This is a genomic window from Pseudomonas sp. B6(2017), assembly GCF_002112765.1.
Lineage (GTDB): Bacteria > Pseudomonadota > Gammaproteobacteria > Pseudomonadales > Pseudomonadaceae > Aquipseudomonas > Aquipseudomonas piscis.
Map to the genome: position 1 here is coordinate 77,018 of NZ_NEIQ01000003.1, position 26,415 is coordinate 103,432.

At 66.3% G+C, this 26,415-nt stretch carries 25 protein-coding genes and 1 pseudogene; 22 read left to right on the forward strand and 4 right to left on the reverse strand.

Translation table 11 applies throughout. The features are described 5' to 3' along the window. Positions 1–18 precede the first annotated feature (18 nt). The gene (locus CAG11_RS05955) at positions 19–564 is read left to right on the forward strand and encodes a CPCC family cysteine-rich protein (protein WP_085595388.1); all 546 of its coding nucleotides are present in this window, start codon (positions 19–21) and stop codon (positions 562–564) included. Then, on the forward strand, positions 561–989 hold the full coding sequence (locus tag CAG11_RS05960) for an SMI1/KNR4 family protein (RefSeq protein WP_085595390.1): 429 nt from the start codon (positions 561–563) through the stop codon (positions 987–989). Before CAG11_RS05955 ends, CAG11_RS05960 begins: the two co-directional genes overlap by 4 nt. A gap of 72 nt (positions 990–1,061) precedes the next feature. On the opposite strand, the gene cobJ is transcribed toward CAG11_RS05960, so the two are convergent. The 4 genes from cobJ to cobG are packed head-to-tail and all read right to left on the reverse strand — an operon-like array spanning position 1,062 to position 5,524. Next, on the reverse strand, positions 1,062–2,771 hold the full coding sequence (gene cobJ, locus CAG11_RS05965) for a precorrin-3B C(17)-methyltransferase (RefSeq protein ID WP_085595392.1): 1,710 nt from the start codon (positions 2,769–2,771) through the stop codon (positions 1,062–1,064). Then, positions 2,771–3,505: a precorrin-2 C(20)-methyltransferase gene (locus tag CAG11_RS05970; protein ID WP_177409151.1), complete on the reverse strand. Its 735-nt coding sequence runs from the start codon at positions 3,503–3,505 to the stop codon at positions 2,771–2,773. The genes cobJ and CAG11_RS05970 overlap by 1 nt, the downstream gene beginning before the upstream one ends. Then, the gene (locus CAG11_RS05975) at positions 3,502–4,128 is read right to left on the reverse strand and encodes a precorrin-8X methylmutase (RefSeq protein ID WP_022642048.1); all 627 of its coding nucleotides are present in this window, start codon (positions 4,126–4,128) and stop codon (positions 3,502–3,504) included. Before CAG11_RS05975 ends, CAG11_RS05970 begins: the two co-directional genes overlap by 4 nt. After that, positions 4,121–5,524, reverse strand: coding sequence for a precorrin-3B synthase (gene cobG / locus CAG11_RS05980; protein WP_085595396.1), 1,404 nt, complete (start codon positions 5,522–5,524; stop codon positions 4,121–4,123). The genes CAG11_RS05975 and cobG overlap by 8 nt, the downstream gene beginning before the upstream one ends. Before the next feature lie 48 nt (positions 5,525–5,572). Between cobG and cbiE the strand changes: the two genes are divergently transcribed. The 20 genes and pseudogenes from cbiE (at position 5,573) to urtE (ending at position 26,398) form a co-directional block, all read left to right on the forward strand. Next, a complete protein-coding gene (gene cbiE / locus CAG11_RS05985) occupies positions 5,573–6,817 on the forward strand; it encodes a precorrin-6y C5,15-methyltransferase (decarboxylating) subunit CbiE (protein WP_085595398.1) in 1,245 nt (414 codons plus the stop codon). Continuing rightward, positions 6,810–7,907, forward strand: a complete 1,098-nt coding sequence (locus tag CAG11_RS05990; RefSeq protein WP_085595400.1) for a cobalt-precorrin-5B (C(1))-methyltransferase — start codon at positions 6,810–6,812, stop codon at positions 7,905–7,907. The genes cbiE and CAG11_RS05990 overlap by 8 nt, the downstream gene beginning before the upstream one ends. Next, on the forward strand, positions 7,904–8,632 hold the full coding sequence (locus tag CAG11_RS05995; protein WP_085595402.1) for a cobalt-precorrin-6A reductase: 729 nt from the start codon (positions 7,904–7,906) through the stop codon (positions 8,630–8,632). The genes CAG11_RS05990 and CAG11_RS05995 overlap by 4 nt, the downstream gene beginning before the upstream one ends. A 439-nt stretch (positions 8,633–9,071) precedes the next feature. Continuing rightward, positions 9,072–9,272 (forward strand): annotated as a pseudogene (locus tag CAG11_RS06005) (type II toxin-antitoxin system RelE/ParE family toxin); the annotation flags it as partial. A 3-nt stretch (positions 9,273–9,275) separates the two neighbouring features. Then, entirely contained in the window at positions 9,276–9,566 is a 291-nt protein-coding gene (locus CAG11_RS06010; RefSeq protein ID WP_085595406.1) for an addiction module antidote protein, read from the forward strand. 99 nt (positions 9,567–9,665) lie between these two features. After that, the gene (locus CAG11_RS06015; RefSeq protein ID WP_068577095.1) at positions 9,666–10,064 is read left to right on the forward strand and encodes a DUF2946 domain-containing protein; all 399 of its coding nucleotides are present in this window, start codon (positions 9,666–9,668) and stop codon (positions 10,062–10,064) included. 49 nt (positions 10,065–10,113) lie between these two features. After that, positions 10,114–10,608: a copper chaperone PCu(A)C gene (locus CAG11_RS06020; protein WP_022642040.1), complete on the forward strand. Its 495-nt coding sequence runs from the start codon at positions 10,114–10,116 to the stop codon at positions 10,606–10,608. Positions 10,609–10,630: 22 nt separating this feature from the next. Further along, a complete protein-coding gene (locus CAG11_RS06025) occupies positions 10,631–11,077 on the forward strand; it encodes a DUF2946 domain-containing protein (protein WP_228022251.1) in 447 nt (148 codons plus the stop codon). An 88-nt stretch (positions 11,078–11,165) separates the two neighbouring features. Continuing rightward, positions 11,166–13,283 (forward strand): TonB-dependent copper receptor, encoded by a 2,118-nt coding sequence (locus tag CAG11_RS06030; protein ID WP_085595408.1) that lies wholly within the window; start codon positions 11,166–11,168, stop codon positions 13,281–13,283. Between the two features lie 171 nt (positions 13,284–13,454). Beyond that, a complete protein-coding gene (locus CAG11_RS06035; protein ID WP_085595410.1) occupies positions 13,455–14,837 on the forward strand; it encodes a PepSY domain-containing protein in 1,383 nt (460 codons plus the stop codon). 154 nt (positions 14,838–14,991) lie between these two features. Further along, positions 14,992–17,121 carry a TonB-dependent siderophore receptor gene (locus CAG11_RS06040; protein ID WP_085595412.1) on the forward strand — a complete coding sequence of 710 codons (2,130 nt, stop codon included), beginning with the start codon at positions 14,992–14,994 and terminating at the stop codon, positions 17,119–17,121. A 37-nt stretch (positions 17,122–17,158) separates the two neighbouring features. Beyond that, complete coding sequence (locus tag CAG11_RS06045; RefSeq protein ID WP_085595414.1) at positions 17,159–17,947, forward strand: ABC transporter ATP-binding protein; 789 nt, start codon at positions 17,159–17,161, stop codon at positions 17,945–17,947. Continuing rightward, positions 17,944–18,903, forward strand: a complete 960-nt coding sequence (locus CAG11_RS06050) for an ABC transporter substrate-binding protein (protein ID WP_085595416.1) — start codon at positions 17,944–17,946, stop codon at positions 18,901–18,903. Before CAG11_RS06045 ends, CAG11_RS06050 begins: the two co-directional genes overlap by 4 nt. After that, complete coding sequence (locus CAG11_RS06055) at positions 18,900–19,910, forward strand: iron ABC transporter permease (protein ID WP_085595418.1); 1,011 nt, start codon at positions 18,900–18,902, stop codon at positions 19,908–19,910. Before CAG11_RS06050 ends, CAG11_RS06055 begins: the two co-directional genes overlap by 4 nt. Before the next feature lie 109 nt (positions 19,911–20,019). Beyond that, entirely contained in the window at positions 20,020–20,319 is a 300-nt protein-coding gene (locus tag CAG11_RS06060) for a hypothetical protein (RefSeq protein WP_085595420.1), read from the forward strand. Positions 20,320–20,541: 222 nt separating this feature from the next. Further along, positions 20,542–21,807 (forward strand): urea ABC transporter substrate-binding protein, encoded by a 1,266-nt coding sequence (gene urtA / locus CAG11_RS06065; RefSeq protein WP_085595422.1) that lies wholly within the window; start codon positions 20,542–20,544, stop codon positions 21,805–21,807. Between the two features lie 145 nt (positions 21,808–21,952). Next, entirely contained in the window at positions 21,953–23,449 is a 1,497-nt protein-coding gene (gene urtB / locus CAG11_RS06070) for an urea ABC transporter permease subunit UrtB (RefSeq protein WP_085595424.1), read from the forward strand. Positions 23,450–23,611: 162 nt separating this feature from the next. After that, positions 23,612–24,691, forward strand: a complete 1,080-nt coding sequence (gene urtC, locus CAG11_RS06075; RefSeq protein ID WP_085595426.1) for an urea ABC transporter permease subunit UrtC — start codon at positions 23,612–23,614, stop codon at positions 24,689–24,691. Further along, positions 24,688–25,548: an urea ABC transporter ATP-binding protein UrtD gene (gene urtD / locus CAG11_RS06080; protein WP_085595428.1), complete on the forward strand. Its 861-nt coding sequence runs from the start codon at positions 24,688–24,690 to the stop codon at positions 25,546–25,548. The genes urtC and urtD overlap by 4 nt, the downstream gene beginning before the upstream one ends. Before the next feature lie 151 nt (positions 25,549–25,699). Next, the gene (gene urtE, locus CAG11_RS06085) at positions 25,700–26,398 is read left to right on the forward strand and encodes an urea ABC transporter ATP-binding subunit UrtE (protein ID WP_022642028.1); all 699 of its coding nucleotides are present in this window, start codon (positions 25,700–25,702) and stop codon (positions 26,396–26,398) included. Positions 26,399–26,415: the final 17 nt, after the last annotated feature.

Here is a 26,415-nt window from a genome sequence, read left to right on the forward strand (position 1 = left end):
CTCAACAAGCCGAGCCCCATGGAAACACTCACCGCCACCGTCGCCATCGACCTCCTGAGCGCACACAGGCTGCCCGGCCTCGATGCCGCTGCTCGCGCCTCCCACCTCCTGAATTGGTGGGGGATAGACAGCGACGACCTTGAGTTCGCGGCACTGCCACCCTACCTGCAGCAACAGCTCATCTCGCAACCTGAGCCCCCGGGCGATACGCAAGACCCGCGCTACGACGCCCTGCTGCTGATTGCCCTGCGTGCCGAGTATCGCGGCGTGACCCACCTGTACCTGAGGCGCTGCCTGCGTGAAGCCGGGCTGGGCGACTACATCGTCAGTCCAGGCTTCGAACACCGGGAGGCCTGTCCTTGCTGCGGCTACCTGACCCTCGGCGCCCATGGCGAATACGAGATCTGCGGCCTGTGCCACTGGGAAGACGACGGCAGCCAGGCGCTGGACGTGCTGAGCGGGCCCAACCACAAGACCCTGGCCCAGGCCCGGGAACACTTCGCCCGCCACCAGGACCACCTGCCCCTGGACAAATGGCCACACATCAGCAAGGACCACCCATGATTCCCCCGCAGTTGGTCGCCCTGATCGAAGCCCAGCCCAGCTTCCGCCCGCGTCCAGACACCGCCGGGGTCACCCGAGCGCTGGCAACACTGGGCATTGCCCTGGACAGCGAGTTCGCACAGATCTACCTGGCTTACCACCCCGCCGACTTCGCAAGCCGTGCAAGCTACGAAGTGCTGATGGATATCGCCGACCCCAGCGAGGAGATCCTTGTAGGTACCGAGTTCATTCATGAAGTATGGGAGCTGCCGCAGAACTTCATCGCCTTCACCTCATTGCAAGGCGAAGGCGGCTACTTGCTGGACAAGGACAGCGGCGGCGTCTGGGATTTCGACCTGGGCGACTGGGAAGCCTTCACCGCTGGCCGCATTGCCGCCAGATGGACCGGTTTCTTCGAATTCATCACCTGGTACTTGCAGCCCTAAGCGACAAGCTCCAAGCGACAAGCTGCAAGTTTTCAGCTTGCCGCTCAAAGCTCGAAGCTTACCGCTGCCCCTCTAGTACCAGCGCGGCGTGTAGACCCACTCGCCGCCATCCGCCTTGGCAAAGGTGCAGGTGGTGGAGGAGCCCACCAGCACCATGGTGCGCATGTCCACCTGCTCCGGGGTCAGCTCGCCCAGGGTGGTGACGCGCAGGGTCTGGCCCGGGCGACCGATGTCGCGCCCCAATACCACCGGAGTCTGCGCGGTACGGTGCTGGCGCACGATCTCCAGGGCCCGGCCCAGTTGCCACGGCCGGGAACGGGAGATGGGGTTGTAGAAGGCCAGCACCAGGTCGGCCTGGGAGGCGAGGTCCAGGCGCTTCTCGATGATGTCCCAGGGCTTGAGGTTGTCCGACAGCGACAACACGCAGAAGTCGTGGCCCAGTGGTGCACCCGCCTGGGCGGCGGTGGCCAGGGAGGCCGACACCCCGGGCAGGATCTCCAGGTCGACGCTGTGCCAGGCCGGGGCGCTGGATTCGTGCAGGGCTTCGAGCACCGCCGAGGCCATGGCGAACACGCCCGGATCGCCGGACGACACCACCACCACCGAACGGCCCTGGGCCGCCAGCTCGAAGGCGTGGCGAGCGCGCTGCATTTCCTCGCGGTTGTCGGTGCAGTGCATGATCTGGTCGGCGCGGAACGGGCCCGCCATGCGCACATAGGTTTCGTAGCCGAGGATGTCCTGGGCCCGGGCCAGCTCGGCCTTGACCGCCGGCACCATCAGTTCGGCGGCGCCCGGCCCCAGGCCGATCACGGCCAGGCGACCACGGGGCTGGCCGATCCGCTGCGGGTCCAGGGGTTCGCTGGCCACGGCGATGGCGATGTCCTCGCCCATACTGAGGGGCGGCAGCAATTGCGGCACCGCTTGTTGCGCCAGCTCGGCCACACTGCTGGCCGCCGGAGCAAAACGCAGCGGCACGCCCAGCTCGGCGGCGGCGTCACGCAAGGCCGGGCTGGCCATTTCACTGTCGGCGGCCAGCAGGCAAGCGACGGACTGGCGAGCGATCCCGGCCTGGTGCAGAGCGGCCCGCAGATGCTCGGCCAATTCGAGCCCGCTATCGCGAGCAAGCTCGTTCCTGCAACTGAGTGCGATGAGGACACTGCGCGGGTAGATCAGCAGTTCGTTGGTCGCGGGCTCGCGCTCGGCGGAACCGACCCGGATGGTCAACCGGGCTTCGCGATCTTCCGGCAAGCGAGCTTCGGCCAGCCAGGGCGCGGCGCCCTCGATGCGCACGCTCTCGCCACCCAGCAGGTCGGAGACAAAGCGCTTGCCCAGCTCCAGGTCGCCCAGGGCATAACCGCTGGGCGGGTTGAGCAGGCAAGTGCCGAAGCGCAGTTCACCGCTGGTGGTGATGGCCGCCGCCACGCCCAGGCCGGCAGCGATCTTGCGAGCCATGACGTTGACCCCACCCAGGCCGCCCAGCAATGGCACCACCGCGCTGCCGTCCTCGGCCACCGCCAGTACCGGCGGCTCGGCGCCCTTCTCCAGCAGCAGCGGCGCCAGGGTGCGGATCACGATGCCGGCGGCGCACAGGGCAATGATCGGCGTGTCTTGTTGATAGAGCTGACGCAGGGTCGCGCCAAACTCCTGGTAACTGCGGTCGGCGCCCGTGGTGCGCTCGGCCAGGCCGTAGACCAGCGCGTCGGGGTACAGGCGCTGGATCCGCCGCGCGGTATCGAGGCTGCCTTGGCCAAGGATGACGATGGCCGGAATCGAACGGGCCATCAGCCTTGCCACCTTTGTCCGGGAACGATGATCAACGAGAAGTACGGCGACGACATCGGCTCCACCTCGTCCAGGGGCACGATCTTCTGGTTGGCCATGGTCGCGCGCTCGACATACAGCGCCCGCTGCGCCAGCCCCAGCTCATCCAGGACCTGGCGGACCTTGGGAAAATTGCGCCCCAGCTTCATCACCACGGCCGCGTCGGCATCGGCCAGGCGGCGCTTGAGCTCGTCATGGGGCAACACCCCGGACAGCACCGACAGGCTCTGGTTGCGATACACCAGCGGCGCACCCAGCACCGAGGCGCCGCCGAGCATCGAGCAGACCCCCGGCACCACTTCGGTCTGGTAGCGCTCGGCCAGGCGGTCGTGCAGGTACATGTAGGAACCGTAGAAGAACGGGTCGCCCTCGCAGATCACCGCCACATCGCGGCCGGCATCCAGGTGCTCGGCCACTTGCACGCTGGCTTCGTCGTAGAAATCGCTGATCACCTGCTCATAGGACAATGGCGCCGGCAGCGCTTCGGTGGTCACCGGGTAGACCAGCGGCAGCAGGGTCTGCGCCTCCTGCAGGTGCGCCTCGATGATGCCGAAGGCATTGCCCTTTTTCCCCTTGGCGACGAAGTAGGCCACCACCGGCGACTCGCGCAGCAGGCGCAGGGCCTTGAGGGTAATCAGTTCCGGATCACCAGGGCCCACGCCGAGGCCGATCAAACGTCCAGGTTGCTGCATCATTCGATCTCCGTGGCCAGGGCGTTGACGGCGGCGGCGGCCATGGCACTGCCGCCCAGGCGGCCTTGCATGATCACGAACGGCACGCCACGGCTATCGGCGGCCAGCATCGCCTTGGATTCGGCAGCGCCGACGAAACCCACCGGGAAGCCAAGGATCAGCGCTGGCTTAGGTGCGCCAGCGTCGAGCATTTCCAACAGGTAGAACAGCGCGGTGGGGGCATTGCCGATCACCACCACGCTGCCTTCCAGGTAAGGCCGCCACAGTTCCAGGGCCACCGCCGAACGGGTATTGCCCAGCTCGCGGGCCAGCTGCGGCACGCTCTCGTCACGCAGGGTGCAGATCACCTGGTTGTTGGCCGGCAGCCGTGCCCGGGTGATGCCCTCGGACACCATCCGCGCATCGCAGAGGATCGGCGCCCCTGCAGCCAGGGCCTCGCGCCCGGCCTTGCCGGCGCCCTCGGAAAACTGCAGACCATCGATGGCCTCGACCATGCCGCAGGCGTGGATCACCCGTACCGCGAGTTTTTCCAGGTCGGCGGGAATGCGTTCTAGCTTGGCTTCTTCGCGGATGATCGCGAAGGAGTTGCGATAGATCTCCTGACCGTCGCGGATGTAATCAATCATCAAGGTGGCTCCGTTGGCGGACATCAAGCAGCGCTTGTGCCGCTTCTATAGAAAGGTTGCGCGCCCGCAGCCTGCCGAACCCCGGCTGCGTGGCGTCGCGCACATACAAGTCGTAGCGTCCCGGGGCCACCGCCAACAGGGTGGTGGGCGCTACATGGGCCGCAGCGCAAGTGCGCAGGCAGCCAGAAAGGTGTACCGCCGCCTGCTGCCCCCGGGCCTGCAACAGGGCCGCCAGGCGCAGCGCATCGCCCTTGGTATCGGCCTGGGCCTTGGCGCAACCGCTGGAGCCGGTGCAGGCAATCAGGTGGGCCAGGGCCTGCTCGGGACGGCAAAGCAAACCCAGCTCGGCCAGGCCAGCGGTGACCGCCGGGGCATCCGCCACGGCAATGTCGGGCAGCAGCAGGCTCTGCCAGGGCGTCAGGCGCAGGCTGGAATCGCCATAGTGCTGGGCCAACTGCGCGACGCCCTTGAGCATGGCCGGGTCGAGCCGCCCCAGGGGCGCGACCGCACCGACATAGACCCGCCCGGCCACGGCCTGTGGATAAGTTCCCAGGTGCAAGCCCTCGGCTACTGCCGGCCGGCGCCAGCCATTGACGCTCAGCAGCGGGCCACCCAGGCGCTGTTGCACCTGGAGCAGAAATTCCGCCACCGGCACCTGGGCCAGCAAGTGCCGCATACGGGTCTGCTCGGGGCTCGCCAGGTCGAGGAACGCCTCCAGCACCGCCACCAGCAGGTCATGGCCCTGCTCCAGCGGCACCGCCGCCAACGGCGCATCCACCGGGCAACCGGCCAGGCCGAAGGCCAGCAACCGCTGGCCCTCGCGCTCGCAAGCCGCCAGCCACAAATCGTGGTGATGCTGGAGCATGGCCAGGGCTTCGCCACCGTCCAGTTGCACGGCGAACTTGGGCGACAACTCGTGGAACCGTGGATGACCTTGCAGGGTGTGCAGGATCTGCGCCGCCAGGGGCCGGGTATCGACCAGGCACTGGCGGTCGATACCGGCGCTGGGGCTGAGCATCAGGTTGCGCACATCGTCACCGGCCGCCGTGGTCGGCCCCAGGCCTGCCTCCAGCAGCTTGGCGATCAGCGCCTGGGGCTCACCGCCGATGCCACGGATCTGCAGGTTGGCGCGATTGGTGGCCTCGATCACCCCGCCGGCGAACACCTGCGCCGCCTCGGCCACGGCCACGGCCTGGGCCGCGCTGATGACCCCGCCGGCCAGCTTGATCCGGCAGATACCGCCGTCCAGGGCCGGGACGATACGCAACAACCCCGGACAGGCCGAGGGGCGGATGGCAGTGGACAGCGGACGTGGGTTCAAAGGGGTGACCGGCAGTGTGGGAAAAACGCTTCGCGGGCGAAGGCGCGGTATTATGCCTGCTTTGTCCGAAGGCATGAAAAGCCTGCCTGTCGGAACCCTGGCTTTTGTGTTCGAGGAATATCCATGTCGCCCTGGCTGACAGTAGTGGGAATCGGTGAAGACGGCTTCAAGGGCCTGGGCCGCAATGCCCGCCATGCCCTGTTGGGCGCTTCGCGGATCGTCGGCGGGCAACGTCAGCTGGAGCTGCTGCCGGCCTGCATCCGTGGCGAACGCCAGCCGTGGCCCAGCCCGTTTTCCCTGGAGCCGGTGCTCGCCCAGCGTGGTACCGCGGTGTGCGTGCTGGCCAGCGGCGACCCGATGTTCTTCGGCGTCGGCGCCAGCCTGGCGCGGCAACTGCCCGCCGAGGAGCTGCTGATCTTGCCCGCGCCCTCCTCCTGCGCCCTGGCCGCCGCGCGCCTGGGCTGGCCCCTGCAGGAAGTGGTCAGCCTGTCGCTGGTGGCGCGGCCATTGGCCGCACTCAACGCGCAGTTGGCCAACGGCCTGCGCCTGCTGGTGCTGAGCAATGACCGCCACAGCCCGGCGGCGGTGGCCGGCCTGCTGCGCGAGCGCGGCTTCGGCCCGAGCCGGATCAGCGTCCTGGAACACCTGGGCGGCCCGCTGGAGCGGCGTATCGACGGCACCGCCGACGACTGGCAAGACCCGGCCATCGCCGACCTCAACCTGCTGGCCATCGACTGCCGTGCCAGCCTCGACGCGCCACGCCTGTCGCGCCTGGCCGGCCTGCCGGACTCGGCCTTTGCCCATGACGGCCAGTTGACCAAGCGCGACGTACGCGCCATGACCCTGGCCCGCCTGGCCCCGATGCCCGGCGAGCTGCTGTGGGATGTCGGTGCCGGCAGCGGCTCGATCGGCATCGAGTGGATGCGCGCCCACCCCAGTTGCCGCGCCCTGGCCATCGAGGCCGACGCGGGCCGCCAACAGCTGATCGAACACAACCGCGACACCCTGGGCGTTCCCGGGTTGCAACTGATCCGTGGCAGCGCGCCCCAGGCCCTGGCTGGCCTGGAGCGCCCGGACGCGATCTTCATCGGCGGCGGCGTGACCCGCGACGGGGTGCTCGCCACCTGCTGGGAACGGCTCAAGCCCGGCGGCCGCCTGGTGGCCAATGCGGTGACCCTGCAAAGCGAGATGACCCTGATGGACTGGCGCCAGCGCCATGGCGGCGAGCTGACCCGCATCCATGTGGCCCAGGCCCAGCCGCTGGGCGAGTTCGACACCTGGCGCCAGGCTTTGCCCATCACCCTGCTGGAACTGCACAAACCCCAGGACCCAATCTGCACGCCATCCGGGGACGTGCCCCATGCGTGAGGAAACCGCCGAACAGCCCGCTCCGCTGCGCAGCGGCCTGACCACCGGCAGTTGCGCCACCGCTACCAGCCTCGCGGCCGCCCGCCTGCTGCTGGGCAACGTCGAGGCCGATGCGGTGGATATCGTCCTGCCCAAGGGCAAGGAGGTGCGGATGCGCCTGGAGTTCTGCCGGCGCACCACCGACGGCGCCGAGGCCGGGACCATCAAGGATGCCGGCGACGACCCGGACGTGACCCATGGCGCCCTGCTCTACTCCCAGGTACGCCTGACCCATGAGCCGGGCATTCGCTTCGTGGCCGGGGCCGGGGTCGGTACCGTGACCCGCCCCGGGCTGGTCCTGGGGGTGGGCGAGCCGGCGATCAACCCGGTGCCGCGGCGGATGATCGGCGAGCACCTGCAACGCCTGGCCGAGGAACAGGCCTACAACGGCGGCTTCGAAGTCACGGTGAACGTCGAGGGCGGCGAGGCCCTGGCGCAGAAGACCATGAACCCGCGCCTGGGGATTCTCGGCGGATTGTCGATCCTGGGCACCACTGGCATCGTCCGGCCGTTTTCCTGCGCGGCCTACATCGCCTCGATCCACCAGGGCATCGATGTCGCCAGGAGCAACGGCTACCAGCACGTCGCCGCCTGCACCGGCAACGCCAGCGAAGACACCATGCGCCGGGTCTACGACCTGCCGGAAATCGCCCTGATCGAAATGGGCGACTTCGTCGGCGCGGTCCTCAAGCACCTGCGCAAGGCCCCTGTGGATAAACTCAGCCTGTGCGGCGGCTTCGGCAAGATCAGCAAGCTGGCCGCCGGGCACATGGACCTGCACAGCCGCCACTCCAGCATCGACCTGCCGCAGCTGGCGCAATGGGCCGCCGAAATCGGTGCCGACCAACCGCTGCAAGAGGCCATCCGCCAGGCCAATACCAGCCAGCAGGCACTGGCCATGGCCAGCGCCGCCGGAGTCGCCCTGGGCGATGCGGTGTGCCGCCATGCCCTGGACTTCGCCCGCAGCGTGGTACCGGCCCAGGTCCAGGTGGAAGTCTTCGCCATCGACCGCCAGGGCGGCATCGTCGGCCATGCCGGAGCCCAGTCATGAGCCGCATCCTGCTGCTGGGTGGGGTCACCGAGGCCCTGGCCATCGCCCGCACCCTGGGACCTGAACATGTCTACAGCCTGGCCGGCATCGGCCGGGTGCCCGCGGACCTGGCCTGCCAGGTGCGGGTCGGTGGGTATGGCGGAGCCGAGGGCCTGGCGCAGTTCATTCACGCCGAGAACATCGGCCTGCTACTGGATGCCACTCATCCTTATGCCGCGCAGATCAGCGCCAATGCCCAGGCCGCCGCCCGGCTCGCCGGCATTACCTGCTGGGCCCTGCGCCGCCCGGCCTGGCAAGCGCAGCCCGGGGACGACTGGCGCGAGGTGGCCGACTGGCCGCAACTGATGCAAGCCCTCGAACCGTTCCAGCGACCACTGTTCACCCTGGGTCGTGAACCCTTGCAGCATCTGGAGGAGATTCCCGCCGGCCAGTTCTGGACCCTGCGCGCCCTGCAAGCCTGCCCGGGCAACGAGCGCTGCGAAGTGATCGGCGCCCGCGGCCCGTTCCAGATCGACGACGAGCGCGAACTGTTCGCGCGCCGGCGCATCGATGTACTGATCTGCAAGAACAGCGGCAGCAGCGCCACCGAACCCAAGCTGGAAGTGGCCCGCGAACGGGGAGTACCGGTGTTGATACTCAAGCGCCCCGACCTGCCCGAAGTCGATCGCCATTTTACCGAAGTGCCCCAGCTCCTGGCCGCCCTCGAGCGGCTGTCCAGCGCCTGACAGCAAAACGCGCCGCGCCTCACCTCAACCTGGGAACGCCCTGGCTGTGCCCGCCAGTCTCCTGCCTTAACTTCCTCGGGAGCTCGGCAACGACCGGCTGCACGCCCGGTCGTCGCAGCGTTGTCTTTCATCTGGTAAATGAGTTGCCAGGGGCGTATCCCAAGGAATACAGCCGCCATGTTCGTCTTCGAGCAAACCCAGGAGTTCAGCCACTGGCTCACTCGCCTCAAGGACCCTCAGGGGAAGACCCGCGTACTGGCCCGGATCAGGGCAGCGCAACTAGCAGGCCATTGAAAAATGTAGGCGAGGCAGCCAGCGCAAGGCAAAAACAGGCGAAAAAGCGCAGTTTACGAGTGGTAAATGAGCATTTTGACCGGGCTGGCGCACCAGCCTGTTTTTAACGCCGCGATGGCAACGCAGGTAGTTTTTCAACGGCCTGCTAGGGCGGTTCGGCGACTGTGTATCAATAGGAGGTGGAGTCCATGAGATGCGTATCCACCGTGGGCCCGGCTACCGGGTGTACTTTTCACGGCGAGGCGAACGGATCTACCTGTTGTTGATCGGTGGCGACAAGAGCACCCAGAGTCGCGACATCCAACGAGCCCGGCAACTGGCTCACGACCTCAAGAGCGAGGACTGAAACATGCGCACCCCAGTGACCCGCTTCGATGCGGCCGACTACCTCAAGACCCCGCAAGACATGGTGGCCTACCTCGATGCCTGCTTCGAGGAAGATGCCGGTGATGGCGTGCTGATCCGCGCCGCCCTCAACGACATCGCCCGCGCCCGGGGCATGACCCAGGTAGCCCGGGACACCGGCCTGGGCCGCGAAAGCCTGTACAAGGCGCTGGGCAGCCAGGGCAATCCCGAGTTCGCGACTATCATCAAGGTGATGAAGGCGCTGGGACTCAAGCTCAAGGTCAGCCCGGCCTGAGCCAGCACTGCGACACCACACCGCACACGGTGTTTTTTTACTTATCCACAGCGATCAGGCTAAATACCCGCCTGATCGCTCAACCGACGGATCGTCACCATGTCCCGACAACGGCTCGCATTTGCCTGGATCGCCTGCTTCGCAGTGCTGTTCAACATGCTTGCCATGCCGCTTTCCGGGGCCATGCAGAGCAGCGACCAAGGGCTGGATGAACAACTGCTATGGGGCAGTTTCTGTTCCTCCAGCGGCACCAAGATGATCGCCATCTCCCTGGGCCAGCTCGAGCAAAAAGCCCCGCAAAACGACGATCACTCGAACATGCAGCATTGCTGGTGCTGCTCCGGCTCGGCGCCCCTGGTGGCCTTGCCCGGCCATGCGCCGCAGCTGTACTTCACCCGCTTCATCGCCCAGCCGGGCGCCCCGCAACCGCCGCTCGAGCAACTCACCCCGCGCCAGCAATGGCCCAGCCTGAATCCCGGTGCACCGCCTCTGGCATGATTCCCTTTCGCAAGTGACCTGCGTTTTTGAATCGTTCTGGAGAACCACCATGCTCAAGTCTTCCCTGGTCAAGCACGCCCTGCTGCTGGCCGCCCTGCTGTTGCCTGCCAGCTTCGCCAGCGCCCATGAATACAAGGCCGGCCAATTGCAGATCGACCATCCCTGGTCCCAGGAACTGCCGCCGAACGCGCCGACCGTCGCCGCCTACTTCGTGCTGCACAACCCGGGCAAGAACGCCGACACCCTGCTCAGCGTCGAGACGCCGATCGCCGGTCGCGCCGAACTGCATGAGCATGTGATGCAGGGCGACATGATGAAGATGCAGCAGGTGGCCAAGGTGGTCGTGCCCGCCGGTGGCGAAGTGCGATTCGCGCCCATGAGCTATCACGTGATGCTCATGGAGCTCAAGGACCGCAGCCTGCTCAGCGATGGCAAGCGCTTCCCGCTGACCCTGCACTTCGAGAAGGCCGGCGACGTCACCGTCGAGGTCGCCGTGCAGAAGCAGGCACCCGGCGCGGCGCAAGAGCATCAGCACGCTCACTAAGCACTGACCGCCGGTCCCATCCGTGAACGCCCCGCTCGCGCCTGGCCGCAGGCGGTCCGCAGCGCGCCGTACCTCCATAGGGGTGCGGCGCGGCAGCTGGATCAGCCTGTTCGCCATGCTGATGATCTTCATCGGTCCGCTGATTTCCCAGTCGATGCCGATGGATCACGCGATGCCGATGAACATGTCCGTATCCATGGACATGGGCAGCGGCGTGTCCGGCTGCCACGGCGATAACCCACACGCTTCGCACCCCGCCAAAGCCCAGGGCGAGCAACATGTGCTCTGGGAGAAATGCGGTTATTGCAGCCTGCTGTTCAACTGTCCGGCACTGCCATCGGGGCTGTCATTCGCCCAGCTCGATGCACCGCTGGCCCAGCATTTCCTGATCCCCGCCACGCGCCTGGGCCACGCCCGGCAGACCGTGTTCCCCGGCGCGCTGACCCGCGCTCCGCCGATCGACGCCTGAGTCACCTGCTCACTCCACACGGCCGGCTGTCAGCACGACAGGCGTGCGCTCGCGGCCGTGTCATTCAAGACCGATCGATGGAACCATTATGTTTTCTGCTGACTCTCGCCTGGGCGTTGCCCAGCCATCCAAGCCTTTTGCCCTGAACCCGTCGCGCCAGCACTTCAACCGTGCCCTGGCCGTGCTGTGTGGTGCCCTGCTGACGCCCCTGGCCATGGCCGACGAGGCTTCGGCCGAGCACGCCCATCACAGTACCGAGCTGAGCCCGACGGTGATCACCGCCATCGCCCCCAGCTCGCCCCTGACCGTGGTGACCAACCCCAAGGACCCGCGCCAGCCGGTGCCGGCCAGCGATGGCGGCGACTACCTCAAGACCATTCCCGGCTTCGCCCTGGTGCGCAACGGCGGCACCAACGGCGACCCGGTGCTGCGTGGCATGTTCGGCTCGCGCCTGAACATCCTCACCAACGGCAGCATGATGCTCGGCGCCTGCCCTGGCCGCATGGACGCCCCGACCTCCTACATCTCCCCGGAAACCTACGACCGGCTGACGGTGATCAAGGGTCCGCAAACCGTACTCTGGGGCCCCGGCGCCTCCGCTGGCACCGTGCTCTTCGACCGTGAGCCCGAGCACTTCGGCGAACTCGGCACCCGGGTCGACGCCAGCCTGCTGGCCGGCTCCAACGGCCGCTTCGACAAGACCCTGGACGCAGCCGCTGGCGGCCCCCTGGGTTATGTGCGGGTGATCGGCAACACCGCCCACTCCGACGACTACAAGGACGGCAACAACGACACCGTCGCCTCGCGCTACGACAAATGGAACGGCGATGTCGCCCTGGGCTGGACCCCGGACGCCGACACCCTGCTGGAGCTGACTGCTGGCAAGGGCGACGGCGAGGCCCGCTACGCCGGTCGTGGCATGGATGGCTCGCAGTTCAAGCGCGAGAGCCTGGGCCTGCGATTCGAGAAATCCAACATCGGCGAGGTCCTGGACAAGGTCGAGGCCCAGGTCTACTACAACTACGCCGACCACGTGATGGACAACTACAGCCTGCGCACCCCGTCGGGCAGCGGCATGATGGGCATGCCCATGGTCAGCAACGTCGACCGCCGCACCCTGGGCGCACGGATCAAGGCCACCTGGCGCTGGGCCGATGTGCAGCTGATCGGCGGCATCGATGCCCAGACCAACGAACATCGCCAGCGCGGCGGCATGGGCGTGGATGCGCACAAGGGCCAGCCCTGGGCCAAGGACGCCGACTTCCACAACTACGGCGCCTTCGGCGAGCTGACCTGGTACGCCGCCGAGCGCGACCGGCTGATCACCGGCGCCCGCCTCGATCGAGCCTCGGCCAAGGACTACCGGCAGAGCATCAAGTCGGGAATGATGAGCCGCCCCAACCCCACCGCCGGCGACACCCGTGCCGACACACTGCCCAGCGGTTTCGTGCGTTACGAGCATGACCTGGCCGACAGCCCGACCACCTTGTATGCCGGTCTCGGCCACGCCCAGCGCTTCCCCGACTACTGGGAGCTGTTCTCGCCGAAGATGGGCCCGGCCGGCTCGTTGAACGCCTTCGACTCGATCAAGCCGGAAAAGACCACCCAACTCGACTTCGGCCTGCAATACCAGGGCGCCGACCTGGAAGCCTGGGCCTCGGGCTACATCGGCCAGGTGCGTGACTACATCTTGTTCGACTACCGCAGCGGCAGCTCGCAAGCGCAGAACATCGACGCCCGGATCATGGGCGGCGAACTGGGCGCGGCCTACAAGCTGACCTCCAACTGGAAGGCCGATGCCACCCTGGCCTACGCCTGGGGCAAGAACAGCAGCGATGGCAAGGCCCTGCCACAGATGCCACCGCTGGATGCGCGCTTCGGCCTGACCTACAGCGAGGACGACTGGAGCGCCGGCGCCTTGTGGCGGGTGGTGGCGGCGCAGAACCGCGTCGACCTGAACAAGGGCAACGTGGTCGGCAAGGACTTCGGCAAGAGCGGCGGCTTCGGCGTGTTCTCCCTCAACGGTGCCTACCGCATCAACAAGAACCTCAAGCTCAGCACCGGGGTCGACAACCTGTTCGGCAAGGCCTACGCCGAGCACCTGAACCTGGCGGGCAACGCCGGCTTCGGCTACCCGGCCACTGATCCACAAGCCATCAAGGAACCCGGCCGCACCTTCTGGACCAAGGTCGACCTGAGCTTCTGACGAACCGTTGCAGCGGCTGCGCGACCCTACGCAGCCTGCGGCAGCGGCTACACCAGGCACCTGTAGCCGCTGCCGAGCTGGCGAGGCTGCGACAAGGCCCCCAGGGCCTTCAGCAGTGGTTGCAGGTGCCACCCATAACGACAGATCCACAGCCTTGCGGAGCGCTTCCCGATGAACCGACCCAAAGTGTCCTTCTACAACCTGGCCTGGCGCTGGCATTTCTACGCCGGGCTGTTCGTCGCCCCTTTCATGGTGATGCTGGCCCTGACCGGCATCGTCTACCTGTTCAAACCGCAACTCGACCCACTGATGTACCCCAGCTTGCTCAAGGTCCCCGCCGGGCAGCACAGCCTGGCGGCCGACGAGCTGCTGCAACGGGTCCAGGCGGCCTATCCCCAGGGCCATATCAAGCAGTACCTGCCACCTGTGGATGCCGGGCGCAGTGCCCAGTTCGTGGTGCAGCACAAAGGCCAGGAACTCAATGTCTTCATCGATCCCTACCATGGCGACGTGCTCGGCGAGCAGGATGCCAAGCGCAACCTGCAGGCGGTGGCCCGGGCCATTCACGGCGAGCTGATGATCGGCACCGTCGGCGACCGGCTGGTGGAGCTGGCGGCCAGCTGGAGCATCGTCCTGGTGGTCTCGGGCCTGTACCTGTGGTGGCCACGGGGCAAGTCTTCGGCAGGCGTGCTATGGCCACGCCTGAATGCCCGGGGCCGGCTGTTCTGGCGCGACCTGCATGGCGTGCTGGGGTTCTGGGGCGCGGCCTTCCTGCTGTTGATGCTGCTCAGCGGCATGACCTGGACCGGCTTCTGGGGCAAGCAGTACGCCGACCTGTGGAACCGCTTCCCGGTGGCCATGTGGAACGACGTACCGACCTCCGACCAGCAGGCCGGCGAGCTCAACAGCGCCACCCGCCAGACCGTGCCCTGGGCCCTGGAGAACACGCCGATGCCGATGTCCGGCGACCATGCCGAGCACAGGGGCCACGCCATGGCTGCAGCAGCCCCGGCAGCCCCGGCCATCAGCCTGCAACAGGTACAGGACATCGCTCGCCAGCGCCAGGTCGAGCCCGGCTACAGCATCACCCTGCCCAGCAGCGCCACCGGGGTGTTCACCATCGCCCTGTTCGCCGACGACCCGCGCAACGACGCCACCCTGCATGTCGACCAGTACACCGGCAAGGTCCTGGCCGATGTGCGCTGGCAGCACTACAGCAATGTGGCCCGGGCCACCGAGCTGGGCGTGATGCTGCACGAGGGCAAGATGTTCGGCCGCTTCAACCAGCTGGTGGTGCTGGTGGTGTGCCTGATGATCCTTCTGGGTGCGGTGAGCGGCATCGTCATGTGGTGGCAGCGACGCCCCGCCGGCCGTCTCGGGGTGCCGCCGCTGCGCCACGATCTGCCACGCTGGAAAACCGCGATGGTGGTCATCGCCCTGCTGGCCATGGCCTTCCCCCTGGTAGGCGCCTCGCTGGTGGTGGTGTGGCTGCTGGATCGCCTGGTGCTCTCGCGCTGGAACCGCGATCGTGAATCTGCCTCATCTTCCACATGAATCAGCCGAGATGTGCATTGCAGAGGGCTCTGTACAATCCCCGCGCTTTAGCCGCGCACAGACATAGTGTTACTTTATAACACTTGATGTAAGCTCCTTGCCCGCAGCCCCCCCACTGCGGGCAACCCTCTCGAAGAAGCGATTCACCGCCCCGATGAACAAGTACCTGCTGTCCAGTCTCTGCCTGCTCGCCCTGCCGTCCCTGTCCCAGGCCGACGATGCCGCCCTGACCCTGCCCACCGGCACCATCTCTGCCGCAGCCAACGAAAGCGACGACAGCGTCAGCCTGAAGACCCCGACCACCGCCGGCTCACGCCTGGGCCTGAGCGCCCTGGAAACCCCGACCAGCACCGAAAGCCTGAGTGGCGAGCGCATCCGCGCCCGGGGCGATCGCAGCATCCAGGACGCGGTATCGCGCAGCGCCGGCATCAGCCGCACCGGCACCCCCGGGGACGGCGGCACCTCGTTGTCGGCCCGGGGCTTCACCGGGCAGAGTTCGGTGATGCAACTCTACGATGGCAACCGCATGTACACCGGCATGGGCACCGTGACCTTTCCGGTGAACAGCTGGGCCGTGGAACGGGTCGACGTACTGCGCGGCCCGGCCTCGGTGCTGTACGGCGAAGGCGCCACTGGCGCGGTGATCAACACCATCCCCAAGAAGCCCTTCAATGGCGAGATCGAGAACCACCTGCGCCTGGGCTACGGTTCCTTCGATCGCCAGCAACAGGCCCTGGACAGTGGCGGTTCGCTGAGCGACAGCCTGAGCTACCGGCTCAACCTCAATCGCGAGCGCAGCAACGGCTGGGTCGACCGTGGCGATTCCTCGGGGGATTTCGTCAGCGCCGCCCTGCGCTGGCAGGCCCGCGATGACCTGGCCTTCACCCTGGCCCACGACTACGGCGACCAGAACCCGATGAACGACTTCGGCACGCCGCTGATCGACGGGCGCTTGCACAAGCGCCTGCGGGACAAGAACTACAACGTTAGCAACGACAAGCAGCACTACAACGACCAGTGGACTCGCCTGACCAGCGAGTGGCAGATTTCCGATGACCTCAGCGCCAGCAACGAGCTCTACTACCTCAAGGCCCAGCGCCGCTGGCAGAACGCCGAGAACTACAACTGGAGCACGGCGGACCGGCAACTGAGCCGCAGCGGCTACTTCGGTATCGGCCACCAGCAGGAACAGGTGGGCGATCGCCAGACCTTCACCCTCAAGCACTCGCTGTTCGGCCTCGACAGCCAGACCCTGGTCGGCATGGACTACAACCGCATCCGCTTCCATATGAGGAGCAACTCGCCCTTCGATGACATCACCCCCCATGGTGACCCCATCGACCTGTACCACCCAGCCAAGGGCGAGTTCATCAGCAACAGTCCCTACCGCGATCAGTTCAAGACCACCACCAGGCAGATGTCGGTCTTCGCTGAAAACCGCCTGCAACTCAGCGAGCGCTGGTCCCTGGTGACCGGTATGCGCCGTGACTATGCGCATATCGATCGCGATGACTTGAAGGACGGCAGCCAGAGCGACAAGACCCTGACCGGCTACAACTGGAAGGCCGGCCTGGTGTTCGCCGTCACCCCGGACACCTCCCTCTATGGCCAGTACTCCACCAGCACCGACGGTGTCGGCGGGCTGATTTCCCTGAGCAAGAGCCAGCAGCAATTCGACCTGTCCACCGCCAAGCAGACCGAGGTCGGTCTCAAGCAGATGTTCTGGAACCAGCGCGGCGAATGGACCCTGGCGGCGTACCACATCGTCAAGAAGAAGCTGCTGACCGATGTACCGGGCGACCCGGAACTGAAACAGCAAGTGGGCCAGCAATCCTCCAATGGCCTGGAGGCCAGCCTGGACCTGCAACTGCCCCATGCCTGGCAACTGCAGGCCAACGCCGCCATCGTTCGTGCCCAGTACGATGACTTCACCCAGATTGTGGATAACCAGCCAGTCTCCCGCGATGGCAAGCGCCCGGTGGACGTGCCACGGCGCACCGCCAACCTGTGGCTGAGCAAGGCCATCAACGACGACCTGCAGGCCGGCGCCGGGGTGCGCTACGTGGATGCGCGCTACGCCGACATGGCCAACCGCAACCAGCTGCCCAGCTACACCGTGGTGGACGCCAACATCTCGTGGCAAGCCTTGCGCAATACCACCCTGGGCCTGCAATTGAACAATCTGTTCGACCGCCAGTACGCCCAAAGCCAATACAATGACGGCCAGCAATGGATACTCGGCGAGCCGCGCTCGTTCTTCGTCACCGCCGACTATCGCTTCTGAACCCTTGCCGGATCACCGGCAACCACACGGACAAGGCATGACCTCGCTGAACCTCCTCGACCTGGCCTGGAGCCCCCTGGGCCAGGGCCACTGCCACCACCAGTTCCAACTGCGTGAGGCCAACCTGCACGTGCAGGCCGGGGAGTTCGTCGGCCTGATCGGGCCCAATGGCAGCGGCAAGACCAGCCTGCTGCGCTGCGCCTATCGCTTCAGCAAGCCGCAGCAGGGCGAGGTGCAACTGGCCCACCAGAATGTCTGGAAGCAGTCGCCACGCTGGTGCGCACAACGCATCGCCGTGGTGCTCCAGGAGTTTCCCGATGCCTTCGGCCTCACTGTGCAGGAGGTGGTCGCCATGGGCCGCACCCCACACAAGGGCCTGTTCGACGGCGACACCCGGCACGACCATGCCATCGCCCGCGAGGCCCTGGAATCCGTGGGTCTGCTGGGCTTCGAGGAGCATGCCTTCGCGACCCTGTCGGGCGGGGAAAAACAACGGGTGATCCTGGCCCGGGCCCTGGCCCAGCAACCGCAGTTGCTGATCCTCGACGAGCCGACCAACCACCTCGACCCGCGCTACCAGCTGGAACTGCTGCAACGGGTCAAGCGCCTGGGCATCGGCACCCTGGCCAGCATCCACGACCTGAACCTGGCCGCGGCCTTCTGCGACCGGTTGTACGTCCTCGACCATGGACGCATCGTCGCCAGCGGCACTCCCGGCGAAGTGCTCACCGTCGAGTTGCTGCGCAACGTCTTCGGCGTCGAGGCGCTGATCGATGCCCACCCTCTGTCCGGCTACCCACGAATCACCTGGATCACCCAACCATGACCTTGCGCTCCCTGCTTCGCTCCAGCCTGCTCCTGGCCCTGTCACTGGGGGCCGCCCAGGCCTTCGCCGAGGCCACCCGCTACCCATTGACCATCACCAGCTGCAACCGCGAGGTGACCTTCAAGCAAGCGCCCAGGCATGCCCTGAGCCACGACATCAACATGACCCAGATGATGCTCGCCCTGGGGCTCAAATCGCGCATGGTGGGCTACAGCGGAATCAGCGGCTGGAAGGCCGTGACTCCGCAGATGAGCGCCCTGCTGGACGGCCTGCCGGAGCTGGCGGCCAAGTACCCTTCGGTGGAGACGCTGCTCAATGCCAACGTCGACTTCCTGTTCGCCGGCTGGGACTACGGCATGCGCGTGGGCGGCGACCTGACCCCGCAGACCCTGGCGCCCCTGGGCATCAATGTCTATGAGCTGACCGAGTCCTGCGCGTTCGTGATGAAGCGTCCGGCCGCCAGCCTCGACGACACCTACAACGACCTGCGCAACCTCGGCCGGATCTTCGACGTGCAGGATCGCGCCAATGCGCTGATCGCCCAGATGCAGGAGCAGGTGGCCCAGGTGCAACAGGACCTGCCCGCGGAAAAACCCCGGGTATTCCTCTACGACAGCGGCGAAGACCGGGCCATGACCTCCGGCCGCCTGGGCATGCCCCAGGCGCTGATCGATGCCGCCGGCGGGCGCAACATCCTCGACGACGTCGAGGCCAGCTGGACCCGGGTCAACTGGGAGACCGTGGTGGAGCGCAATCCGCAAGTGATCGTCATCGTCGACTACAGCGAAGTCACCGCCGAGCAGAAGCAGCGGTTCCTGCTGGACAACCCGGCGCTGCAAGGCGTCGACGCCATCAAGAACCAGCGCTTCATCGTCATCCCCTATGTGCAGGCCACCCCGGGCATCGACAACGTGCTGGCGGTGGAAACCCTGGCCAAGGGTTTCCACGGCGAATGACTACACGTCGCTACAGCTGGCTGCTTTTGACCCTCGCCGGCCTGCTCCTGGTCTCTTGCGTGCTGTCCCTGGGATTCGGCCCGGCGCGGGTGCCGGTGGACGTGGTGGGCCGGATCCTGCTGCACAAGACCCTGGGCCTGGGCGAGGTGGACTGGAGCCCCGGCCAGGAACATATCGTCTGGCTGATCCGCGTGCCGCGCATGCTCCTGGGCGCGCTGGTAGGCGCCGGGCTGGCGCTGATCGGCGCGGTGCTGCAAGCGGTGACCCGCAACCCGCTGGCCGACCCGCACCTGCTGGGCGTCACCTCCGGCGCCACCCTCGGCGCGGTGATCGTGGTCCTGCACGTGGGGCAGGTCATCGGCCTGCTGACCCTGCCCCTGGCCGCCTTCATCGGCGCCGTGGCGAGCATGATCCTGGTGCTGGGCATCGCCGCCCGCAGCGGTCGCCTGGACAGCGACCGCCTGCTGCTGTGCGGGGTGGCGGTGTCGTTCGTGATGATGGCGGTGGCCAACCTGCTGCTGTTCATGGGCGACCACCGGGCCAGTTCGGCGGTGATGTTCTGGATGCTCGGCGGCCTGGGCCTGGCGCGCTGGGAGCTGCTGGCGATTCCCGCGATCAGCGTGCTCCTCGGGTTGCTGTTGCTGCTGGGCATGGCCCGGCCATTGAACGCCCTGATGGCCGGCGAGCAGACCGCCGTGACCCTGGGCCTGAACGCGCGCAACGTGCGCCTGAAGGTATTCCTGATCGCCTCGCTGATGACCGGCGTGCTGGTGTCCATCAGCGGCTCCATCGGCTTCGTCGGGCTGATGGTGCCGCACATCGCCCGGCGCCTGGTGGGTGCCGAACACCGTCGATTGCTGCCGGCCTGCGTGCTGCTGGGCAGCCTGTTCCTGGTGTGGGTGGACGTTGCCGCGCGAACCCTGATCGCCCCCGAGGACCTGCCCATCGGCGTGGCCACCGCGGCCATCGGCGGCTTGTTCTTCATCGGCCTGATGCGCCGGCGCTGAGCCCAATATCTGGAGGCAGGAACCGGCTTGCCGGTGCCTGCACAAACCAGCCGCATCACTGGCAGCGATGCATTAAGATCTCGCCCTTCGGTCTCTCAGGATGAGTCTCATGCTTAAAACTGCGCTCCTGGCCTTGCTGCTCGGCACCTCCCTTGGCGCCGTGGCCGGCACCTCCGTCGATGTCTCGAAAATCTACGGCAACATCCAGTTCGTCAACAGCTTCCCCGACTACAAGGTCAAGGTGGTCAACTCCTTTCCCGATTTGAACGTGAAGCAGGTCAACGCCTTTGCCGACGCGCCGGGCAAGTGGAAGGTCGTCGACAGTTTTCCCGATTACAAGATCCAGATCGTCGACTCCTTTCCTGATTTCACCATCAAATATGTCGACTCCTTCCCCGGCGTAAATTAAGGCTCTGCGCCGCTCGCCGCTGCCGCCCAGCGGCAGCACCACAATGAAGCACCCGCGCGCACCAGCCCTTGCCCAAGCCTCGTCTTGGGGCATCACCGCCCCTACTCTTGCTGTTAAAGCAACGTTTCCATGCCTTGGCCAACCCGGCACACCCCTTGCAAAACACCCTTCACTGGTTCGCATCTACCTCTTAAAAATCCAAGAGTTCACGGAGATCGCACAATGAAGCGTCGTAGCTTGCTCAAGGCTTTCACCCTCTCGACCGCTCTTGCCACCCTGGGCCTGACCTGGACCGCCCAGGCCGCCGAGACCATCAAGGTGGGCATCCTGCATTCGCTGTCGGGCACCATGGCGATCTCCGAGACCTCGCTCAAGGACATGGCCCTGATGACCATCGACGAGATCAACGCCAAGGGCGGAGTCAACGGCAAGCAACTGGAGGCGGTGGTGGTGGACCCGGCCTCCAATTGGCCGCTGTTCGCCGAGAAGGGCCGGCAGTTGCTGAGCCAGGACAAGGTCGCGGTGGTGTTCGGCTGCTGGACCTCGGTCTCGCGCAAATCGGTGCTGCCGGTGTTCGAGGAGCTCAACGGCCTGTTGTTCTACCCGGTGCAATACGAGGGCGAGGAAATGTCGCCCAACGTGTTCTACACCGGCGCGGCGCCGAACCAGCAGGCGATCCCGGCGGTGGAATACCTGATGAGCGAAGACGGCGGCAGCGCCAAGCGCTTCTTCCTGCTGGGCACCGACTACGTCTACCCACGCACCACCAACAAGATCCTGCGCTCGTTCCTGCACGCCAAGGGCGTGGCCGACAAGGACATCGAGGAGGTCTACACCCCGTTCGGCCACAGCGACTACCAGACCATCGTCGCCAGCATCAAGAAGTTCGCCGCCGGCGGCAAGACTGCGGTGATCTCCACGGTCAACGGCGACTCCAACGTGCCCTTCTACAAGGAGTTGGCCAACCAGGGCCTGAAGGCCACCGAGGTGCCGGTGGTGGCCTTCTCCGTAGGCGAGGAAGAACTGCGCGGCATCGACACCAGGCCACTGGTGGGCAACCTCGCCGCCTGGAACTACTTCGAGTCGGTGGATAACCCGGTGAACCAGAAATTCGTCGCGGCCTGGAAGGCCTACGCCAAGGCCAAGAACCTGCCGGGGGCCGACAAGGCGGTGACCAACGACCCGATGGAAGCCACCTACGTGGGCATCCACATGTGGGCCCAGGCCGTGGAGAAGGCCAAGTCCACCGATGTCGACAAGGTCCGCGAGGCCCTGGCCGGTCAGACCTTCGCCGCGCCTTCGGGCTACACCCTGACCATGGACCCGAGCAACCACCACCTGCACAAGCCGGTGATGATCGGCGAGATCCAGCCCGACGGTCAGTTCAACGTGGTCTGGCAGACCGCAGGCCCGGTCCGCGCCCAGCCCTGGAGCCCCTACATCCCGGGCAACGACAAGAAGCCGGACTACGCGGTGAAGAGCAACTGAGCAGCGTATCCATTCCTCTGTAGGAGCGAGCGGGCGGCGATCCGACTTGCCCGCGATAGCGGTGTACCAGACCCAGCGCTATCGCGGGCAAGGACTAGGCGCCCCTGCCCCTACAAGGTTCCCTGTTGTATCCAAGGACGTGACCATGTCGCTTTATCGCCTGCTTATGGCCTGCCTCCTGCTGTTGCCGATCGCCGCCCATGCCGGTGACGCCGAAGACTTTGTCGCGGCCAATTCCAACCAGCAAGCGCAACTGCTGGAAGCCTGGGCCGCCCAGCCCGATCCGGCGCGCCTCGCCTTGCTCGCCAGCCTGCAGCAAGGCCAACTGACGCTGGATGGCCAGGCCAAGCCCCTGCGCTTGAACAACCGCTTGCGCGGCTTGATCGACACCGCCCTGGCCAGCCACCAACTGCTGGCCCCTGACCCCGGCGCCCGCCTGGACGGCGCCCGGCAACTGCAAAAGAGCGCCAAACCGGCGCAGTTGAAGTTCCTCGACACACGGCTGGCCGCCGAGCAGGACCCAGGCGTGCACGACGCCCTGAGCCTGGCCCTGGCCAACCTGCAACTGGTGGACAGCGACCCGGCCGTACGCCTGGCCGCGGTACGCCTGCTAGGCGAGAGCGGCGAGCCACTGGCCCGTACCCGTCTCGAAGGCCTGCTGGAAGCGGGGGCGGAGAGCGACGCCGGCGTGCGCACCGCCGCGCAAACCAGCCTGGCCCAGGTCAAGCGCAAGCTGCTGGTGGGCGAGGTGCTCGGCCAGGCCTTCAGCGGCCTGTCCCTGGGTTCGATCCTGCTGCTGGCGGCCCTGGGCCTGGCGATCACCTTCGGCCTCCTGGGGGTGATCAACATGGCCCACGGCGAGATGCTGATGCTCGGCGCCTACGCCACCTACGTGGTGCAATCGCTGTTGCAGCGCTACCTGCCCCAGGCCATGGAGTACTACCCATTGCTGGCCCTGCCGGTGGCATTCCTGGTCACCGCCAGCATCGGCATGGCCCTGGAGCGCACCGTGATCCGCCATCTCTATGGCCGCCCGCTGGAGACCCTGCTGGCGACCTGGGGCATCAGCCTGATCCTGATCCAGTTGGTGCGCCTGCTGTTTGGCGCGCAGAACGTCGAAGTCGCGAACCCGGCCTGGCTCTCCGGCGGTATCCAGGTACTGCCCAACCTGGTGCTGCCCTACAACCGCCTGGCAATCATCGGTTTCGCCCTGGCCGTGGTGCTGCTGACCTGGCTGCTGCTGAACCGGACCCGGCTGGGGCTGAACGTGCGCGCGGTGACCCAGAACCGCAACATGGCCGCCTGCTGCGGGGTGCCCACCGGCCGGGTGGACATGCTCGCCTTCGGCCTGGGCTCGGGCATCGCCGGCCTGGGTGGCGTGGCCCTGAGCCAGATCGGCAACGTCGGCCCGGAGTTGGGCCAGGGCTACATCATCGACTCGTTCCTGGTGGTGGTGGCAGGCGGCGTCGGGCAGCTGGCCGGCAGCATCCTGGCGGCCTTCGGCCTGGGGATCGCCAACAAGATCCTCGAGCCGGCGATCGGCGCCGTGCTGGGCAAGATCCTGATCCTGGGGTTGATCATCCTGTTCATCCAGAAACGCCCACAAGGACTCTTCGCCCTGAAAGGCCGGGTGGTCGACTAGCCGGCAGATGCTCACGCCCATTGACGAACGAGCCGTCGCCTCGCTGGCGGCGGCCCCGAGAAGGAACACCAATATGTTTGCCAGCAGCCCGCTCGAAACCGCCCGTACCGCCATCGCGGCAGCCGCCCGGTGCACTGCACCCTTCGTCGCGAGCACACTGCGATGAACCAGCCACTGCTCATCACCGCCAGCCAGAAGGCCGGGCCCAGGGTCATCATCAGCGTCGGCGCCCTGCTGCTCCTGGTGCTGCTGGCCCTGCCACTGCTGGCGCTGTTGCCGGCGGACAATCCACTGCATGTCTCGGCCTACACCCTGACCCTGGTGGGCAAGATCCTCTGCTACGCCGTGGTCGCCCTGGCCCTGGACCTGGTCTGGGGTTATGCCGGCCTGCTGTCGCTGGGGCATGGCTTGTTCTTCGCCCTGGGGGGCTACGCCATGGGCATGTACCTGATGCGCCAGGCCGCGGGCGACGGCCTGCCAGCGTTCATGACGTTCTTGTCGTGGAGCGAGTTGCCCTGGTACTGGGCCGGCACCGAGCACTTCCTCTGGGCCTTGTGCCTGGTGGTGCTGGCGCCGGGGCTCTTGGCCCTGGCGTTCGGTTTCTTCGCCTTTCGCTCGCGAATCAAGGGCGTGTATTTCTCGATCATGACCCAGGCCCTGACCTTCGCCGCGATGCTGCTGTTCTTTCGCAACGAGACCGGTTTTGGTGGCAACAACGGCTTTACCAATTTCCGCAGCATCCTGGGCTTCGGCATCACCGAGCCCGGCACCCGGGCGGCGTTGTTCCTGGCCACGCTGGCGTTGCTGGTGGCCAGCCTGTACCTGGGCTGGCGCCTGTCGCGAAGCAAGTTCGGCCGAGTATTGACTGCGCTGCGCGATGCCGAGAACCGCCTGATGTTCTGCGGCTACGACCCTCGCGGCTTCAAGCTCTTCGTCTGGGTCCTGAGCGCGGTGCTGTGCGGCCTGGCCGGGGCCCTGTACGTGCCCCAGGTGGGCATCATCAACCCCGGCGAAATGTCCCCGACCAACTCCATCGAGGCCGCTGTCTGGGTCGCCCTGGGCGGACGCGGCACGCTGGTCGGTCCGCTGCTCGGCGCCGGCCTGGTCAATGGCATGAAGAGCTGGTTCACCGTGGCCTTCCCGGAATACTGGCTGTTCTTCCTGGGCGCGCTGTTCATCGTGGTGACCCTGTACCTGCCCAAGGGCGTGATCGGTCTGTTCAAGCACAGGGGTGAATCATGAGAATCACGGCAACGGTGGACTACATGCTCGAACCCATCCTCGACAGCGCCCAGGATGCCGGCAGCGGCCGCGATGCCATCGGCCTCGGCCAAGCCGCGGGCAAGGGCCTGGACACCCGCCATGGCACCATCCTGACCCTGGAGGACATCAGCGTCAGCTTCGATGGCTTCAAGGCCCTCAACGACCTGAACCTGTATATCGGCGTCGGCGAGCTGCGCTGCATCATCGGCCCCAACGGCGCCGGCAAGACCACCCTGATGGACGTGATCACCGGCAAGACCCGCCCCACCCGGGGCAAGGCCTGGTTCGGCGAGACCCTGGACCTGACCCGCTTGAGCGAGGTGCAGATCGCCCAGGCCGGAATCGGCCGCAAATTCCAGAAGCCCACGGTGTTCGAGGCCCTGAGCGTGTTCGAGAACCTGGAACTGGCCTACCGCACCGACAAGTCGGTATGGGCCTGCCTCGGCGCGCGCCTGGACAGCGAACAGCAGGATCGCATCGCCCAGGTGCTGGACACCATTCGCCTGGCCAGCTCGGCTCGGCGCCCGGCCGGCTTGCTGTCCCACGGCCAGAAGCAGTTCCTGGAGATCGGCATGTTGCTGGTGCAGGAGCCTCGACTGCTGTTGCTCGACGAACCGGTGGCGGGCATGACCGACGCCGAGACCGAGTTCACCGCCGAGCTGTTCAAGGGCATGGCCGGCCAGCACTCGCTGATGGTGGTGGAGCACGACATGGGCTTCGTCGGCGCGATCGCCGGCCACGTCACCGTGCTGCACCAAGGCAGCGTGCTGGCCGAGGGCTCCCTGGAGCAAGTGCAGGAAAACGAGCGAGTGATCGAGGTCTACCTCGGGAGATAGGCCCAGAGGCACGCTTCAAGCTTCAAGCTTCAAGCTTCAAGCAAGAAGCCAAAGCCAAAGCCAAAGCCAAAGCGCACACCGTCCCGCTCTTACTTGCAGCTTGCAGCTAACCGCTTGCATCTGCCGTTTCGCTACTGCCCGGAGGGCCCCCATGCTGCAAGTCGACAAGCTTCACCAGTACTACGGCGGTAGCCACATCCTGCGGGGCCTTTCGTTCGAGGCCAGGGTCGGCGAAGTCACTTGCCTGCTCGGGCGCAACGGGGTGGGCAAGACCACCTTGCTCAAATGCCTGATGGGCCTGCTGCCGGCCAGGGACGGTGCGGTTACCTGGGAAGGCCGGACCATCACCGGCGACAAGCCGCACCAGCGGGTCCATGCCGGCATCGCCTACGTGCCCCAGGGGCGGGAGATCTTCGCCCGCCTGAGTGTGGAGGAGAACCTGCTGATGGGCCTGTCGCGCTTCGCGGCGCATGAAGCCCGGGAGGTGCCGGCCTTCATCTACGAACTGTTCCCGGTGCTGCAGCAGATGAAGCAACGCCGGGGCGGCGATCTTTCCGGCGGCCAGCAGCAACAACTGGCCATTGGCCGGGCGCTGGCCAGTCGCCCGCGCTTGCTGATCCTCGATGAACCCACCGAAGGCATCCAGCCCTCGGTGATCAAGGAGATCGGCGCGGTGATCCGCCAACTGGCGGCCCGGGGCGACATGGCGATCCTGCTGGTGGAGCAGTTCTATGATTTTGCCGCCGAACTGGCGGACCACTACCTGGTGATGTCCCGCGGGGAAATCATCCAGCAGGGCCGGGGTGAAAATATGCAGGCCGACGGTGTACGCGGCCTGGTTACGATCTAATCTGTAGCCTCCTAACA